At 73.2% G+C, this 16,401-nt stretch carries 11 protein-coding genes; 10 read left to right on the top strand and 1 reads right to left on the bottom strand.

Annotation, left to right across the window (positions count from 1 at the left end; all coding sequences use genetic code 11):
- Window position 1 precedes the first annotated feature (1 nt).
- The 3 genes from CELGI_RS10490 to rbfA all read left to right on the top strand — a co-directional run bounded on the left by CELGI_RS10490 (window position 2) and on the right by rbfA (window position 3,976).
- Window positions 2-469, top strand: coding sequence for a YlxR family protein (locus tag CELGI_RS10490; RefSeq protein WP_321572163.1), 468 nt, complete (start codon window positions 2-4; stop codon window positions 467-469).
- A gap of 71 nt (window positions 470-540) precedes the next feature.
- On the top strand, window positions 541-3,417 hold the full coding sequence (gene infB / locus CELGI_RS10485) for a translation initiation factor IF-2 (protein ID WP_013884098.1): 2,877 nt from the start codon (window positions 541-543) through the stop codon (window positions 3,415-3,417).
- Window positions 3,418-3,526: 109 nt separating this feature from the next.
- On the top strand, window positions 3,527-3,976 hold the full coding sequence (rbfA, locus tag CELGI_RS10480) for a 30S ribosome-binding factor RbfA (protein ID WP_013884097.1): 450 nt from the start codon (window positions 3,527-3,529) through the stop codon (window positions 3,974-3,976).
- Between the two features lie 62 nt (window positions 3,977-4,038).
- On the opposite strand, the gene CELGI_RS10475 is transcribed toward rbfA, so the two are convergent.
- A complete protein-coding gene (locus tag CELGI_RS10475) occupies window positions 4,039-5,547 on the bottom strand; it encodes an MFS transporter (RefSeq protein ID WP_013884096.1) in 1,509 nt (502 codons plus the stop codon).
- A gap of 76 nt (window positions 5,548-5,623) precedes the next feature.
- Here CELGI_RS10475 and CELGI_RS10470 point away from each other — a divergent pair, with 76 nt between their 5' ends.
- From CELGI_RS10470 to CELGI_RS10440, 7 genes are all read left to right on the top strand, one after another.
- Complete coding sequence (locus tag CELGI_RS10470) at window positions 5,624-6,202, top strand: TetR/AcrR family transcriptional regulator (protein WP_245528087.1); 579 nt, start codon at window positions 5,624-5,626, stop codon at window positions 6,200-6,202.
- Window positions 6,199-7,164 carry a tRNA pseudouridine(55) synthase TruB gene (gene truB, locus CELGI_RS10465; protein ID WP_013884094.1) on the top strand — a complete coding sequence of 322 codons (966 nt, stop codon included), beginning with the start codon at window positions 6,199-6,201 and terminating at the stop codon, window positions 7,162-7,164. The genes CELGI_RS10470 and truB overlap by 4 nt, the downstream gene beginning before the upstream one ends.
- Before the next feature lie 137 nt (window positions 7,165-7,301).
- Complete coding sequence (locus CELGI_RS10460) at window positions 7,302-10,940, top strand: glycoside hydrolase family 9 protein (protein WP_013884093.1); 3,639 nt, start codon at window positions 7,302-7,304, stop codon at window positions 10,938-10,940.
- A gap of 170 nt (window positions 10,941-11,110) precedes the next feature.
- On the top strand, window positions 11,111-12,133 hold the full coding sequence (locus CELGI_RS10455) for a bifunctional riboflavin kinase/FAD synthetase (protein ID WP_013884092.1): 1,023 nt from the start codon (window positions 11,111-11,113) through the stop codon (window positions 12,131-12,133).
- A gap of 124 nt (window positions 12,134-12,257) precedes the next feature.
- Window positions 12,258-12,527, top strand: a complete 270-nt coding sequence (gene rpsO, locus CELGI_RS10450) for a 30S ribosomal protein S15 (RefSeq protein WP_013884091.1) — start codon at window positions 12,258-12,260, stop codon at window positions 12,525-12,527.
- A 272-nt stretch (window positions 12,528-12,799) separates the two neighbouring features.
- Entirely contained in the window at window positions 12,800-15,040 is a 2,241-nt protein-coding gene (locus tag CELGI_RS10445) for a polyribonucleotide nucleotidyltransferase (protein WP_013884090.1), read from the top strand.
- Between the two features lies 1 nt (window position 15,041).
- Complete coding sequence (locus CELGI_RS10440; RefSeq protein ID WP_013884089.1) at window positions 15,042-16,385, top strand: M16 family metallopeptidase; 1,344 nt, start codon at window positions 15,042-15,044, stop codon at window positions 16,383-16,385.
- Window positions 16,386-16,401 lie beyond the last annotated feature (16 nt).

Raw genomic sequence — 16,401 nt, 5'->3', positions numbered from 1 at the left:
GGTGAGCCGCCGCGGGGGTAGACTCCTGGAGGCTGGGCCGGACGCCCGGCAGTCCCCGCGCGCGGCTTCGCGTGCAACCACGGGTCCCCTCGACTCCTCCGACGCCTCGGCGCGGACGTCGTCGGGCCCGGTGCGCACGTGCGTGGGATGCCGAGCCACCGGACCACGATCCGCCCTGCTGAGGGTGGTCGCCGCCACGTCCCCCGCGGGTTCGCCCGCGCTGGTCGTGGACGTCGGCCGCCGGATGCCGGGCAGGGGTGCCTGGCTGCACCCCGAACTTGCTTGTCTCGAGCTCGCGACGCGCCGTCGCGCGTTCGGGCGGGCCCTGCGGCTGCAGGAGCCCCCCGACGCCACTGCCGTGCGGGACCACCTCGAGCAGCAGGTCACGGCGCCGGTCTCCCCGGCGTCGACCGTCGATGAAGGAAGCGGGTTGGAAGCCGATGGCCTCCCGATGAGCACGCACCGATGAGTGCCCTGCCATGAGCACCCAGCACTAACGACGGTCCGACCCTGTCTCGGGCGGACCGAGACAGGAGAGAAGTGGCCAAGCTTCGCGTCTACGAGCTCGCGAAAGAGCTCGGGGTCGACAGCAAGACCATCATGACGAAGCTCACCGAGATGGGTGAGTTCGTCCGTTCGGCGTCCTCGACGATCGAGCCGCCCGTCGTGCGCAAGCTGCGCGACGTCTACCCCGCGTCCGGGGGTGCCTCCGCGGCACCGGCCCCGGCGCGTCCGGCTGCCCCGGCAGCGGCCCGTCCGGCTGCGCCGGCGCCCGCCGCCCCGGCACCCGCGGCTGCCGCACCCGCGGCTCCGGCCGCACCCGCTCCGGCCGCCCCGGCGCCGGCCCGCCCGGCCGCCGCCACGCCGTCGGCCCCCGCCGCGACGCCCGCACCCGCGGCGCCGGCACCCTCGGCCCCGGCGCCCGCTCCGGCGGCGCCGCGCCAGCCCGCAGCAGGTGGCACGGGCGGCCGCCCGGCCGCACCCGGTGCGCGTCCCGGTGCGCCGCGTCCCGCGGGCCGTCCCGGCAACAACCCGTTCGCGCCCTCGCAGGGCATGCCCCGTCCCGGTGGCGGCGGCGACCGTCCCGGCGGCGACCGCTCCGGCGGGCGTCCCGGTGGGCCGCGTCCGGGCAACAACCCCTTCGCGCCCTCGCAGGGCATGCCCCGGCCCGGCGAGCGCCGTGCCGAGGCCGCCGCTCCCGGCGCCGCCGCGACCGACCGCCCCGGCGGTCCCCGTCCGGCGCCGCGTCCCGGCGGCCCGCGTCCCAACCCCGGCATGATGCCCGGCCGCACGTCCTCGGGCGTCGGCCGTCCCGGTGAGCGTCCCGCGCGCCCGGGTGGTGCCGGTGGCGCGGGCGGCGGTCGCGGCGGTTACGGCGGTCGTCCCGGTGGTGGCGGTGCGCCCGGTGCCGGTGGTGGCGGCGGCTTCGCCGGTCGCCCCGGCGGCGGTGGCGGTCGTCCCGGCGGTGCCGGTCGTGGCTCGACGCAGGGTGCGTTCGGCCGCGCAGGCGGTCGTCCCGTCCGTGGCCGGAAGTCGAAGCGGGCCAAGCGCCAGGAGTTCGAGCAGATGCAGGCGCCGTCGCTCGGCGGCGTGCAGGTCCCGCGCGGCAACGGCTCGACCGTCGTCCGCCTGCGTCACGGCTCGTCGCTGAACGACTTCGCGGACAAGATCGACGCCAACCCGGCGTCGCTCGTCACGGTGCTGTTCCACCTCGGTGAGATGGCCACCGCGACGCAGTCGCTCGACGAGGACACGTTCGGCGCGCTGGCCACCGAGCTCGGCTACGTCATCGAGATGGTCTCCGCCGAGGAGGAGGACCGCGAGCTGCTCGGGGCCTTCGACATCGACCTGGAGGCCGAGGAGGCGGGCGAGTCCGACGAGGACCTCGCCCCGCGTCCGCCGGTCGTCACCGTCATGGGTCACGTCGACCACGGAAAGACCAAGCTGCTCGACGCGATCCGCTCGACGGACGTCGTCGCGGGCGAGGCCGGCGGCATCACGCAGCACATCGGTGCCTACCAGGTCACCAAGGAGCACGAGGGCCGCGAGCGTCCCATCACGTTCATCGACACCCCGGGTCACGAGGCGTTCACCGCCATGCGTGCGCGTGGTGCCCAGGTCACGGACATCGCGATCCTCGTGGTCGCGGCGGACGACGGCGTGATGCCGCAGACCATCGAGGCGCTCAACCACGCGCAGGCCGCGAACGTGCCGATCGTGGTCGCGGTGAACAAGGTGGACAAGGAGGGGGCCAACCCCGCCAAGATCCGCCAGCAGCTCACCGAGTACAACCTGGTGGCCGAGGAGTACGGCGGCGACACGATGTTCGTCGACGTGTCCGCGAAGCAGGGCATGGGCATCGACGAGCTGCTCGAGGCGGTGCTGCTCACCGCGGACGCCGCGCTCGACCTGCGCGCCAACCCGGACAAGGACGCGCGCGGCGTCGCCATCGAGGCGAACCTCGACAAGGGCCGCGGCTCGGTCGCGACCGTCCTGGTCCAGTCCGGCACGCTGCGCGTCGGCGACGCGATCGTCGCGGGCACGGCCTACGGCCGCGTGCGTGCGATGTTCGACGAGCACGGCGTGACCGTCACCGAGGCGGGTCCGTCGCGTCCCGTCCAGGTGCTCGGCCTGGCCTCGGTGCCGTCCGCGGGTGACACCCTGCTGGTGGCGCCCGAGGAGCGCACGGCCCGCCAGATCGCCGAGAAGCGTGAGGCCGCCGAGCGTGCCGCACTCCTGGCCAAGCGTCGCAAGCGCATCAGCCTCGAGGACTTCACGCAGGCGCTCGCGCAGGGCAAGGTCGAGACGCTCAACCTGGTCATCAAGGGTGACGTGTCCGGTGCCGTCGAGGCGCTCGAGGACGCACTGCTCAAGATCGACGTGGGCGAGGAGGTCGAGCTGCGCGTCATCCACCGCGGTGTGGGTGCGATCACGCAGAACGACGTCAACCTCGCGACCGTCGACTCGGCGATCATCATCGGGTTCAACGTCAAGTACGCCGAGCGCGTCGAGGAGCTGGCCGACCGCGAGGGCGTCGACGTGCGCTTCTACTCGGTCATCTACCAGGCGATCGACGACGTCGAGGCCGCGCTCAAGGGCATGCTCAAGCCGGAGTACGAGGAGGCGCAGCTCGGCACCGCCGAGGTCCGCGAGATCTTCCGCTCCTCGAAGTTCGGCAACATCGCCGGCTCGATCGTGCGCTCCGGGGAGATCCGACGGAACTCCAAGGCGCGCGTGCTGCGCGGCGGCAAGCTCATCGCGGACAACCTCACGATCGAGTCGCTCAAGCGGTTCAAGGACGACGCGACCGAGGTCCGCGAGGGCTACGAGTGCGGTATCGGTCTCGGCTCGTACAACGACCTGCAGCTCGAGGACATCATCGAGACGTTCGAGATGCGGGAGAAGCCCCGGTCCTGACCGGTTCGGGCGTCGGGGTCCTCTCTCGAGGGCCCCGACGCCCTCCGCTCTCCCCGGCGGCGCCGAGGGCGGGCGGTGGTCGGGCCGGTCCTAGCGGAAGGAAGATCTGGTGGCAGATACCGGACGGGCGCGCAAGCTGGCCGAGCGGGTCCAGCAGGTGGTCGCGCAGATGCTCGACACGCGTGTGAAGGACCCGCGGCTCGGGTTCGTGACGGTCACCGAGGTCCGGGTGACCGGCGACCTGCAGCATGCGGACGTGTACTACACGGTGCTCGGCGACGACGAGGCGCGCGCGGACAGCGCGAAGGCGCTCGAGTCCGCCAAGGGCATCATCCGGTCCGAGGTCGGCAAGCAGACCGGGATCCGGCTGACGCCGACGCTCGCGTTCCACCTCGACGCGGTGCCGGAGACGGCGGCGCACCTCGAGGAGGCGCTGGCCGCGGCCGCTCGTCGGGACGCGGAGGTGCAGCGGCTCGCTGCCGCGGCGACCTACGCGGGCGATGCGGACCCCTACCGGCGCCCGGGCGAGGGCGACGAGGAGCACGGCGAGCGTCCCTGACCTCACCGACGTACGCCAGGAGGCGGGACCCAGCAGGGTCCCGCCTCCTGGCGCGTCCGGGGTCAGCGGCCCGCGAGCACCGGCTCGTCGTCGTGCTGCGGGGCGACGTCGGTGGGCGCGTGCTGCACCTCGCCGGTCGAGACGACCGTGCCCGCCAGACGCCCGGTGGCGCGGGGCATGAGGGCCGCGACCAGTGCGCCGACGCCGACGGTCGCGGCGCCCACGAACGCCGCGGGCTGCAGGCCCTGGACGTAGCCGTCCGGGGTGAGCGTGCCGTCGGCCGCCTGGAACACGGCCACGATGACGGCGACGCCGATCGCACCGCCCACCTCGCGCAGCGTGGCGTTGACCGAGCTCGCGGTGCCGTGGTCGTCCGGTGCCATGTCGGCGAGCACGGCGGTCGCGGCGGGCGCGAACGTCAGGCCCATGCCGATGCCGGCGAGCGCGAGGCCCGGGACGATGTCCGCGTAGCCCGAGGTCTGGCTGACGACGGCCGCCATCCACGCGAGTCCCACGGCCTGGAGCGCGAGCCCGGTGGTGAGCAGCGGGCGGACGCCGAGGCGCGGTGCGAGGAGCCCGGCGACGGGCGCGACGAGCATCGGCGCGGCGGTCCACGGCAGCGTGCGCAGCCCGGCCTCGAGCGGGCTGTAGCCCATCGCGACCTGCAGGTACTGCGAGAGCACGAACACCGTGCCGAACACGCCCACCGAGAACAGGAACGCGCTGCCGTTGGCGACCGAGAACGAGCGCACGCGGAACAGGTGGAGCGGGACGAGCGGGTGGTCGGTCCCGACCTCCCGGCGCAGGAAGCCGACGAGCAGGACCGCGCCGGCGACCAGAGCGCCGACGACGCGACCCGAGCCCCAGCCGTGGTCGTTGCCGTTGACCACGGCCCACACCACCGCGAGCACGCCCGACCCGGCCAGCAGGAGCCCGGGCACGTCGATGCGCTGCCGGCGCCCGCGCGACTCGGGCAGTGCGCGCAGGACGAGCGGGACCGCGACGACGGCGACGGGGACGTTGATCCAGAAGATGGCCTGCCAGGAGATCCCCTCGACCACCGCACCGCCGATGACCGGGCCCAGCGCGACGCCCACGCCGGACACCGCTCCCCAGATGCCGATCGCCATGGCGCGGCGCGCGGGCGGCACCGCGGCGGCCAGGAGCGTGAGGGACAGCGGCATGACGGCCGCCGCGCCGACGCCCTGGAGCGTGCGGGCGGCGATCAGCTGCTCGGGCGACCCCGCGAGGGCCGACGCGACCGAGGCGAGCGCGAACAGCGCGATTCCGCCGACGAACACGCGGCGTCGTCCGAGCCGGTCGCCCAGCGTGGCCGCCGCGATCATGAGCGACGCGAACGAGAGCGTGTACGCGTTGACCATCCACTGCAGCTCCTGCAGCGAGGCGTCGAGCTCGGTGCGCAGCACGGGCAGGGCGGTGGTCATGACGAGGTTGTCGAGCGTGGCCATGAACATGGGCAGCGACGCCGCGAGCAGCGCGACTGCGGTGCCGACCGGACGCCGCGAACGGCCGGCGGCTGCCGGGACCGGCCCCGGGAGGGTGTCGGACATGAGGGCTCCCTGCAAGGTGGCATTGAGTGATTACTAACAAGGTGGACCGTAGGCATCGGCTGATAACCTGTCAACCATGAGCTCAGCCACGGAGACGACCGCGTCGAGCGGTCGCATGTCCTCCGACCAGCGCCGCGAGCAGATCCTGGCGGCCGCGCGGCGGGTGTTCGCCGAGGGCGGGTACGGTGCGACGACCGACGAGGTGGCGCGCGCTGCGGGCGTCTCGCAGCCCTACGTGGTCCGCCTGTTCGGGTCGAAGCGTGAGCTGTTCGCGGCGGCGTACCAGGCCGCGACGGGCGAGGTGCTGACCGCGCTGGGCGCGGTGCCCGCAGGCCCGGACGCCGAGCGGCTCATGGGTCAGGCCTACCTGTCCCTGATCGTCGACCGTGACCTCCTGCGGCTGCTCATGCACGGGTTCATCGCGGGCACCGAGGACGAGGTCGGGCGCGCCGCGCGGCACTGCCTGGGGGAGTCGTTCCGGCTCTACTCGGAGCGGACGGGTGCGACGCCCGACGAGGCCCGCCAGTTCGTGGCGTTCGGCATGCTGCTGAACGTCCTCGTCGCGGTCGACGCCGAGGCGCACCGCGGTCAGGACGAGGGCCTCGACGGGCTCACGGACTGCGTGGCGCTCACGGCGCAGCGGGTCGCCGAGTGAACCGCCCCCCGGCCGCCGACCGGCCGCGCCGACCCACCGCGCCCGACGGGTTCGTGGTGGTCGACAAGCTGCAGGGCCTGACGTCGCACGACGTGGTCGCGCGCATGCGGCGGCTGGCCGGCACCCGCAAGGTGGGCCACGCCGGCACGCTCGACCCGATGGCCACGGGCGTCCTGGTGGTCGGCATCGGACGCGCCACCAAGCTCCTCACGTACGTGGTGGGTGCGGACAAGGAGTACCGCGCGACCATCCGCCTGGGCGTGACGACGACGACCGAGGACGCCGAGGGTGACGTGGTCGCGGTGGTCGACGCCGGGCACGTGACGCTCCAGGACGTGGCCGCCGCCGCCCGCACGCTGACCGGTGCCGTCCTGCAGGTGCCCAGCGCGGTCTCGGCCATCAAGGTCGACGGCCGGCGCGCGTACGCGCGCGTGCGCGACGGCGAGGAGGTCGTGCTGGCGGCACGGCCCGTCACCGTGCACGAGTTCGAGGTCGGGCCCGCCCGCTCATCCGCGGTCGACGGCCACGCTGTCCTCGACGTCGACGTGCGCGTGGTGGTCTCGTCGGGCACGTACGTGCGGGCGCTGGCGCGCGACCTGGGTGCGGCGCTCGGTGTGGGGGGCCACCTGACCGCGCTGCGCCGGACGCGCGTGGGCGGCTACCTGCTGTCCGAGGCCCGCACGCTCGAGGACCTCGGCGCGACGCCCGACGACGTGCCGCTCACCGTGACGCCGCTCGCGGACGCGGCGCGGGCCACGTTCCCCGTGCGCACCCTGACCGAGCAGGAGGAGCGCGCGCTCGGGTACGGGCAGGCCATCGGATGCGCCGCACCCGCCGACGCTCGCGCGCACAGCGTGGTGGACCAGGTCGTGGCGGGCATCGGGCCGAGCGGCACGCTCGTCGCGCTGCTCGCGGACCGTGACGGGCGCACCCGACCGGTGCTGGTGCTCGCGCCCGCCTGATCGGGTGGTTAATCGATTCACGAGGCTTGGGACCGGTTCCGGAACAGCGGCGGCGCGACTACCTTCCGCTCAGCAGCGACGATCGGGTGTCGTGTCCGCCTCCCGTGGGAGCGCTGCCGAACCGCTCAGGAGACAGCGTGGTTTCCTCGAAGTACCCCTGGCGTGCGCCCCGGTCCGGGCACGCGCGCACTGCTTCGCTCGTCGGTGGCGTGGCCGCCGGCGCTCTCGTGATCGGCGTCGCCGTCGCCCCCCTGGCGGCCGCCGACCCCCTCGACGAGGTGCATGACTTCTCCGACGGCACCCAGGGCTGGTACGGCTACGGGGGAGGACCCGCCATGTCGACCGGCGTCGTCGACGGCGAGCTGTGCGTGGTCGTCCCCGCCGGGACCGACGAGCCGTGGGACGTCGCGATCCAGCACGACGACATCGACTTCGCCGCGGGTGACCGGTACACGGTCGGGTTCACCGCGCACGCGACGTCCCCGGTCACGGTCAACCTGCGCGGTGGCATCGGCTACCCCGACGACGTGGCCTCGTCGGTCTCGGTCGGCACCGAGACCGACGCCTACTCCTTCACGTGGGAGCCCGAGTTCTCCGGGAGCGGGAACATCTCGTTCCAGCTCGGCGCGCAGGCCCAGGACTACACGCTCTGCATCGACGACTTCGTGATCGACAGCGGCCAGGAGCTCGTGCCCGACACGACGTTCGACGGCGTGCTGCCCGACGGCTGGACCAACGACGGCTGGACGGTCACGTCGGAGGCCGGCGAGGGCGAGCCACTGTGCTTCGAGGTCCCCGGGACCGCCGGCACGTACGCGGGGCTGGTGCTCAACGGCCTGCCGATCGAGGAGGGCGGCAACTACGAGCTCACGTACACCGCGAGCGCGTCCAACGGCGCGACGATCCGCACGGTCGTCGGCGAGAACGCGGCACCGTGGCGGACCGCGTTCGTCGACAACACCGAGCTCAGCACGGACCTGACCGAGCACGCGCTCGCGTTCACGTCCACGTTCACGTTCCCCGCGGAGTCGGCCGACCCCGCGGTCGGCGTGGGACAGGTCGCGCTCCAGATGGGCGCGCGCGGCGACTTCACGTTCTGCATCACGAGCCTGTCGCTCAAGAAGGTCGCGACCCCGCCGCCGCCGTACGAGCCCGACACGCGCGGTCCGGTGCGCGTCAACCAGCTCGGCTACCTCACGAACGGGCCCAAGAACGCGACGGTCGTGAGCGAGTCGGCCACGCCGCTCGCGTGGCAGCTGCAGGACGCCTCGCACGCCGTCGTCGCCGAGGGTGAGGCGACGCCCGCGGGGGTGGACCCGACGTCGCAGCTCACGGTGCAGACGATCGACTTCAGCGACGTCACCGCGGCGGGCCAGGGTTACACCCTGGTGGTCGGCGAGGACCGCAGCGACCCGTTCGCGATCGGCGACGACCTGTACGAGCAGTTCCGCTACGACGCGCTCAACTACTACTACCCGGTGCGCTCGGGCATCGCGGTGGACGTCCCCGACGACCGCTACGACCGGCCCGCGGGCCACGTGGACGGGCCCGACGGTGCCGTCAACAAGGGCGACCAGGACGTCGCGTGCCTTACGGCGGCCGACGACGGTGCGTCGTGGTCCTACGGGTCGTGGACGTGCCCGCAGGGGTACTCGCTCGACGTCGTCGGTGGCTGGTACGACGCGGGCGACCACGGCAAGTACGTGGTGAACGGCGGCATCTCGGTCGCGCAGCTCATGAGCGCGTACGAGCGCACGCTGCACGTGGACCACGCGAGCGACGACGCGTTCGCGGACGGCACGCTCGACGTGCCGGCCGACGAGAGCGGCAACGGCGTGCCGGACGTCCTGGACGAGGCGCGCTGGGAGCTCGAGTTCTTCCTGGCGATGCAGGTGCCTGCGGGCTCCGGCATGACGGTCTCGGACACCGACGACCGGTCGCTGGACGGCCTGGTGCACCACAAGATCCACGACGTGGGCTGGACGGGCCTGGACCTGCTGCCGTCCGCCGACCCGCAGCAGCGCCGCCTGCACCGCCCGTCGACCGCGGCCACGCTCAACCTGGCGGCCACGGCCGCGCAGGGCGCGCGCCTGTTCCGTGCGTACGACGCCGCGTTCGCGGACGAGCTGCTCGAGGCCGCCGAGACCGCGTACGCGGCCGCGCAGCGCGTGCCCGACCTGTACGCACCGGCCTCGGCCGGCGCCAACGGCGGTGGCCCGTACGACGACGCCGACGTGTCCGACGAGTTCTACTGGGCCGCGGCCGAGCTGTACCTGACCACGGCCGCCGACGAGTACGAGGCGGACGTGCTGGCGAGCGAGCACGCCGACGACGACATCTGGACGCGCGGTGCGTTCAGCTGGGGCGCGGTCGCCGCGCTCGGCCGGATGGACCTGGCCACGGTGCCGAGCGAGCTGCCGACCAGGGCCGCGGTGCGTGCCTCGGTGGTCGAGGGCGCGCAGAAGTACCTCGCGTGGCAGCAGGCCGAGGCCTTCGGCACGGCCTACCCGGGCGGCGAGGACCTCTCCTACGAGTGGGGCTCCAACTCGATGGTGCTCAACACGCAGGTGATCCTGGCGACCGCGTACGACCTGACGGGTGAGCCGGCGTTCGCGGCGGCCGTCGTCGAGTCGATGGACTACCTGCTCGGGCGCAACGCGCTCAACAACTCCTACGTGACGGGCTACGGCACGACGTTCTCGAGCCACCAGCACAGCCGGTGGCTCGTGCCGCCGATGCCGGGCACGGTCGCAGGTGGACCGAACTCCAAGCGCGGCACGTGGGATCCTGTGATGAACGGGCTCTACCCCGAGGGCCACGAGTGCGCCCCGCAGCTGTGCTACGTCGACAGCATCGAGGCGTGGTCGGTCAACGAGCTCACGATCAACTGGAACGCGCCGCTGGCGTGGGTCGTCTCGTTCGTCGACGACCTGGGTGCGGGCGTCACGGCCCAGGCGCCCGTGGTGACCACGCAGCCCGCGTCCGTGACGGTCGCGCTGGGGGCCAAGGCCACGTTCACGGCCGCGGCGAGCGGGACCCCCGCACCCACGGTGACGTGGCAGTGGCGGGCGCCCGGCGGCACGTGGAAGACGGTCGCGGGTGCGACGAGCCCGTCGCTGACGGTCACGGCGACCGCCGCCACCGACGGGCGTCAGTACCGCGCGGTGTTCACCAGCTCGGCCGGCACCGCCACGAGCGACGTCGCCACGCTGCGCGTCCGTGCGGTCAAGCCCGTGGTCACCACGCACCCGGCGTCGGCATCCGCGGCGCTGGGGCGCAAGGTCACGCTCAGGGCCGACGCGTCCGGCTACCCGACGCCGACGGTGCGCTGGCAGCAGCAGCGGCCCGGCTCGTCGACGTGGACGGACGTGAAGGGCGCGACCTCGCGCACGCTCGTCGTCGCGGTCACGCGGGCGACCGACGGCGTCCGGTACCGCGCGGTGTTCACCAACCGCGCGGGCTCGGCGACGTCGCGTGCCGCGAAGGTCACGCTGGTGCGCGCCGCTCCGCGGTTCGTCGACCACCCCGACGGCACGACCGTGCGTGCCGGTCAGAAGGTGACGCTCTCGGCGACCGTGCTGGCCTACCCGGCCGCGACGCTCACGTGGTACGTCAAGGCGCCCGGGAGCTCGAGCTGGAAGGCCGTGCCCGGTGCGACGGGCACGCGGCTCACGCTCGTCGCGAGCCGGTCGCTCGACGGCGCGCAGTACAAGGTGGTCGCGCGCAACGCGCTCGGGTCCGCGTGGTCGAAGGCCGCGCTGCTCCGGGTCCGCTGACCGGCCGCCGAGCCGTGCGCTGAACCGTCGGCCGCGGTGCCGGGACCCCCGTGTCCCGCACCGCGGCCGACGCCACCGCGGGCGGCCCGCGTCGAGCGAGCGCGGGCCGTCCGCCCACCGCGGCGCGGTCGCGTGCACCCGGCGGCGGCGCGCGGTGGCATGATCGGCGCGTGCTGCGCTGGTCCGACCTGTCCGAGGTCCCCCCCGACTTCGGCCCCTGCGTCGTCACGATCGGGAACTTCGACGGCGTGCACCGCGGCCACGCGAGCGTGCTGCGCCGCATGGCCGACGACGCGCGCGCCGCGGGTTCGGCCGCGGTCGCGGTGACGTTCACGCCGCACCCGCTGCAGGTCCACCAGCCGGGTCACGCACCCGAGCTGCTCACGGGCGACGCCGACCGGCTCGACCTGCTCGAGCAGACGGGTCTCGACGCCGTCCTCCTGCTGCCGTACACGCTCGACTTCGCGCGCCAGTCCCCGCGCGACTTCGTGGTGCGGTACCTGGTCGAGGGCCTGCGCGCCCGCACGGTCGTCGTCGGCCGGGACGTCCGGTTCGGCTGGCAGAACTCCGGCGACCTGTCGACCATGGTCGCGCTCGGCCGCGAGCACGGGTTCGAGGTCGAGGTCATCGACGACATCACGCCGAGCACTGCGGCCGGCGGCGCCGGCCCCGCGGCCGCACCGGGGCAGCACCGACGCTGGTCCTCGACCTGGGTGCGCGAGGCGCTCGCGGCGGGCGACGTGGTGCAGGCGGCGCACGTGCTGGGCCGTCCGCACCGGATCCGGGGCGTGGTGGTGCACGGCGACGCACGGGGCCGCGAGCTCGGCTTCCCGACCGCGAACCTGGCGCAGGACGCGGACGGCATGGTGCCCGCGGACGGCGTGTACGCGGGCTGGCTGCGGCGCACGCGTCGGGCCGACGGCACGCCGGTCGGGCCCGACGAGCCCGCGCTGCCCGCCGCGGTCTCGATCGGCACCAACCCGACGTTCGACGGCGTGCAGCGCCGTGTCGAGGCGTACGTGCTCGACCGCACGGACCTGGACCTGTACGACGAGGAGATCGTGCTCGACCTCGTCGAGCGGCTGCGCGCCACGCTGCGGTTCGACTCGGTCGACGCGCTGCTCACGCAGATGGACGACGACGTGGCGCGCGTGCGCACGATCCTGGCACCGGGGGAGCGCCGACCGTCCTGACCGGCGTCGACGGGTGCACGGCCGACTGCTGGTAGAGTTGCCAGGCCGTCTGATCGGCCGCGGAACCAGAGAGCCCGGGTGGACATGCCCCGGCGCACCGCGCAACGAACCATCAAGGAGAGCCGTGTCCCTCGACGCCGCCACCAAGCAGGCCATCATGACCGAGTACGCCACGCACGAGGGCGACACCGGTTCCCCCGAGGTCCAGATCGCTGTCCTGACGCAGCGCATCAAGGACCTGACCGAGCACCTCAAGGAGCACAAGCACGACCACCACAGCCGCCGCGGCCTGCTGCTGCTCGTGGGTCGTCGTCGCCGACTGCTCGGCTACCTGCAGAAGATCGACATCAACCGGTACCGCTCGATCATCGAGCGCCTCGGTCTGCGTCGCTGAACTTCCGGACCAGCCCGGATCCCCTCGGGGGTCCGGGCTGCTTCGCATGTCGAGCCCGCGCGTCGCGCGCGCGGCCCGACGGGACCGGGCATGATCGCTCCGGTGCCATCGCACGACCCGCCGGGCTGGGCCCGGCGGCGCACCACAGCACCATCCACCGCGTCGGTCCGCCTGTCCGGTCCTCGGTAGTGGTCTCCGGAGCCTCGCTCCGTGGTCCTCGATCGAAGACCGCCGGGGTCCGACCGGCGCCTTCGAGGACAAGGAGGGCACCCGTGGAGGGTCCCGAGATCCAGTTCGCCGAGGCCGTGATCGACAACGGTCGCTTCGGCACCCGCACCGTCCGCTTCGAGACGGGCCGCCTGGCCAAGCAGGCCGCCGGCTCCGCCGCCGCCTACCTGGACGGCGACACGATGCTGCTGTCGGCCACCACGGCCGGCAAGCACCCCAAGGAGCAGTTCGACTTCTTCCCGCTGACGATCGACGTCGAGGAGCGGCAGTACGCCGCCGGCAAGATCCCCGGCTCGTTCTTCCGCCGTGAGGGCCGTCCCTCGACCGAGGCGATCCTGGCGTGCCGCCTGGTGGACCGCCCGCTGCGCCCGCTGTTCGTCAAGGGCCTGCGCAACGAGGTCCAGGTCGTCATCACGGTCCTGGCGATCCACCCCGACGACGCGTACGACGTGCTCGCGATCAACGCCGCGTCGATCTCGACGCAGCTGTCGGGCCTGCCGTTCTCCGGCCCCGTCGGTGGCGTGCGCATCGCGCTCGTCGACGGCCAGTGGGTCGCGTTCCCGCGCTACTCCGAGCGTGAGCGCGCGACGTTCGACATGGTCGTCGCGGGCCGCGTCGTGACCGCCGCCGACGGCTCGTCGGACGTCGCGATCGCGATGATCGAGGCCGAGGCGCCCGAGAAGTCGTGGAACCTCATCCAGGAGGGTGCGACCGCGCCCACCGAGGAGATCGTCGCGGCGGGTCTGGACGCGGCCAAGCCGTTCATCCGGGTCCTGGTCGAGGCGCAGGCCGAGCTCGCCGCGAAGGCCGCCAAGGAGACCCAGGTCTTCCCGACGTTCCCGGACTACCAGGCCGACGCGTACGACGCGGTCGAGGCCGCGTCCGCCGGTCCGCTGGGCGAGGCCCTGTCGATCGCCGACAAGCAGACGCGCGAGAACCGGCTCGACGAGATCAAGGCCGAGGTCGTGGCCCAGCTCGCCGAGCAGTTCGCGGGCCGTGAGAAGGAGCTGTCGGCCGCGTACCGGTCCGTGCAGAAGAAGCTCATCCGCCAGCGCATCCTCACCGACGGCTTCCGGATCGACGGCCGTGGCCTGCGGGACATCCGCACGCTCGGTGCCGAGGTCGAGGTCCTGCCCCGCGTGCACGGCTCGGCGCTGTTCGAGCGTGGCGAGACGCAGATCCTGGGCGTCACGACGCTGAACATGCTCCGCATGGAGCAGCAGCTCGACACGCTCTCCCCGGAGACGCGCAAGCGCTACATGCACAACTACAACTTCCCGCCGTACTCGACCGGTGAGACCGGCCGCGTGGGTTCGCCCAAGCGCCGCGAGATCGGTCACGGCGCGCTCGCCGAGCGCGCGCTCATGCCGGTCCTGCCGAGCCGCGAGGAGTTCCCCTACGCGATCCGTCAGGTCTCCGAGGCCCTCGGGTCGAACGGCTCGACCTCGATGGGCTCGGTGTGCGCCTCGACGCTGTCGCTGCTCAACGCGGGTGTGCCGCTGCGTGCGCCCGTCGCGGGCATCGCGATGGGTCTGGTCTCCGACACGGTCGACGGCCAGACGCGCTACGCGGCGCTCACGGACATCCTCGGGGCCGAGGACGCGTTCGGTGACATGGACTTCAAGGTCGCCGGCACGCGCGAGTTCGTCACCGCGATCCAGCTCGACACCAAGCTCGAGGGCATCCCGGCCTCGGTGCTGGCCGGTGCGCTGACGCAGGCCAAGGAGGCGCGCCTGGCGATCCTCGACGTCATCGCCGAGGCGATCGACGTGCCCGACGAGATGAGCCCGTTCGCGCCGCGCGTCATCACGGTGAAGGTCCCGGTCGACAAGATCGGCGAGGTCATCGGCCCGAAGGGCAAGATGATCAACCAGATCCAGGAGGAGACCGGCGCCGACATCTCGATCGAGGACGACGGCACGGTCTACATCGGCGCCACCGACGGTCCGTCGGCGGAGGCCGCGCGCGCGGCGATCAACGCGATCGCCAACCCGCACATGCCGGAGATCGGGGAGCGCTTCGTCGGCACGGTCGTCAAGACCACGACGTTCGGCGCGTTCATCTCGCTCTCGCCGGGCAAGGACGGTCTGCTGCACATCAGCCAGATCCGCAAGCTCGTGGGCGGCAAGCGCGTCGAGAACGTCGAGGACGTCCTGGCCGTCGGCCAGAAGGTCCAGGTCGAGATCGGTGAGATCGACCCCCGCGGCAAGCTCTCGCTGCACGCCGTGATCGACGAGGCGGCCGAGCAGGCCGGTGCCGACGACGCCGAGAAGGCCGACGCCTGACGTGCCGCTCGACCTTCCGCTCGTGCGTCCGGGTCACCCGGACGCCGAGCAGGCCGCCGGGCAGGACGGCGACGCCCACGTGCGTCGTTCGGTCCTGCCCGGCGGGGTCCGGGTCCTGACCGAGCACATGCCGGGTCTGCGCTCCGCCACGGTGGGTGCCTGGGTCGGCGTGGGCTCGCGTGACGAGGAGTCGGGCCACTTCGGCTCGACGCACTTCCTCGAGCACCTGCTGTTCAAGGGCACCGCGCGCCGGTCCGCGATGGACATCGCCGAGGCGTTCGACGCCGTCGGCGGCGAGGCGAACGCCGCGACCGGCAAGGAGCACACGTGCTACTACGCGCGCGTGCTCGACACCGACCTGCCCATGGCGGTCGACGTGATCACCGACATGGTGACCTCGGCACGGCTCGAGGCCGACGAGCTCGAGACCGAGCGCGGCGTGATCCTCGAAGAGCTCGCCATGAACGACGACGACCCGAGCGACGTCGTGCACGAGCAGTTCGCGTCCGTCGTGCTGGGTGAGCACCCGCTCGGCCGGCCCATCGGCGGAACCCCGGACACCATCCGCGCGGTCCCGCGTGACGCGGTGTGGGAGCACTACCGGTGGCACTACCAGCCGTCCTCGCTCGTCGTGAGCGCGGCCGGTGGCGTCGACCACGACGCGCTGTGCGCGCAGGTCGCCGAGGCGCTCGCCGCGGGTGGCTGGGACCTCGCCGCGCAGGCCGAGCCGCGCGGCCGTCGTGCACCGGCCGCGGGTATCGTCGCCGGCGCCGAAGGGCTGCCCGCGAGCGGCGTCGAGCGCTCGGTGCGTCGCCCGACCGAGCAGGCGAACGTCATCGTCGGCTGCACGTCGCTCACCGCGACGGACGACCGACGGTTCACGCTCTCGGTGCTCAACGCCGTGCTCGGCGGCGGCATGTCGTCGCGCCTGTTCCAGGAGGTGCGCGAGAAGCGGGGCCTGGCGTACTCGACGTACTCGTTCGCATCCGGCCACTCCGACACCGGGGTGTTCGGCCTGTACGCGGGCTGCACGCCGGGCAAGGTCGACGAGGTCGTCGCGCTCATGGTCGCCGAGTGGGAGCGGCTCGCGGCCGAGCCCATCAGCCCGGCCGAGCTCGCCCGCTCGGTCGGTCAGCTCTCGGGCGGGCTCGTGCTCGGCATGGAGGACTCCGGTTCGCGGATGAGCCGGCTCGGCAAGGCCGAGCTGGTGCACGGCGAGCTGCTCAGCATCGACGAGTCGCTCGAACGCGTGCGTGCGGTCACGGTCGCGGACGTGCAGGAGCTCGCCGCCGAGCTCGCGTCGCGACCCCGTTCCATCGTGCGCGTCGGCCCCTTCGGGGACTGACGGCCGGACGACGCAC

The sequence above is a fragment of the Cellulomonas gilvus ATCC 13127 genome, from assembly GCF_000218545.1.
Classification (GTDB): Bacteria; Actinomycetota; Actinomycetes; order Actinomycetales; family Cellulomonadaceae; genus Cellulomonas; species Cellulomonas gilvus.
This window is presented reverse-complemented; position numbering and strand designations above follow the sequence as displayed.

Bases quoted from the DNA above. Each gene is read 5' to 3' on its own strand.
- CELGI_RS10475 (WP_013884096.1), bottom strand. From the start codon at position 5,547: ATGTCCGACACCCTCCCGGGGCCGGTCCCGGCAGCCGCCGGCCGTTCG.
- CELGI_RS10470 (WP_245528087.1), top strand. From the start codon at position 5,624: ATGAGCTCAGCCACGGAGACGACCGCGTCGAGCGGTCGCATGTCCTCC.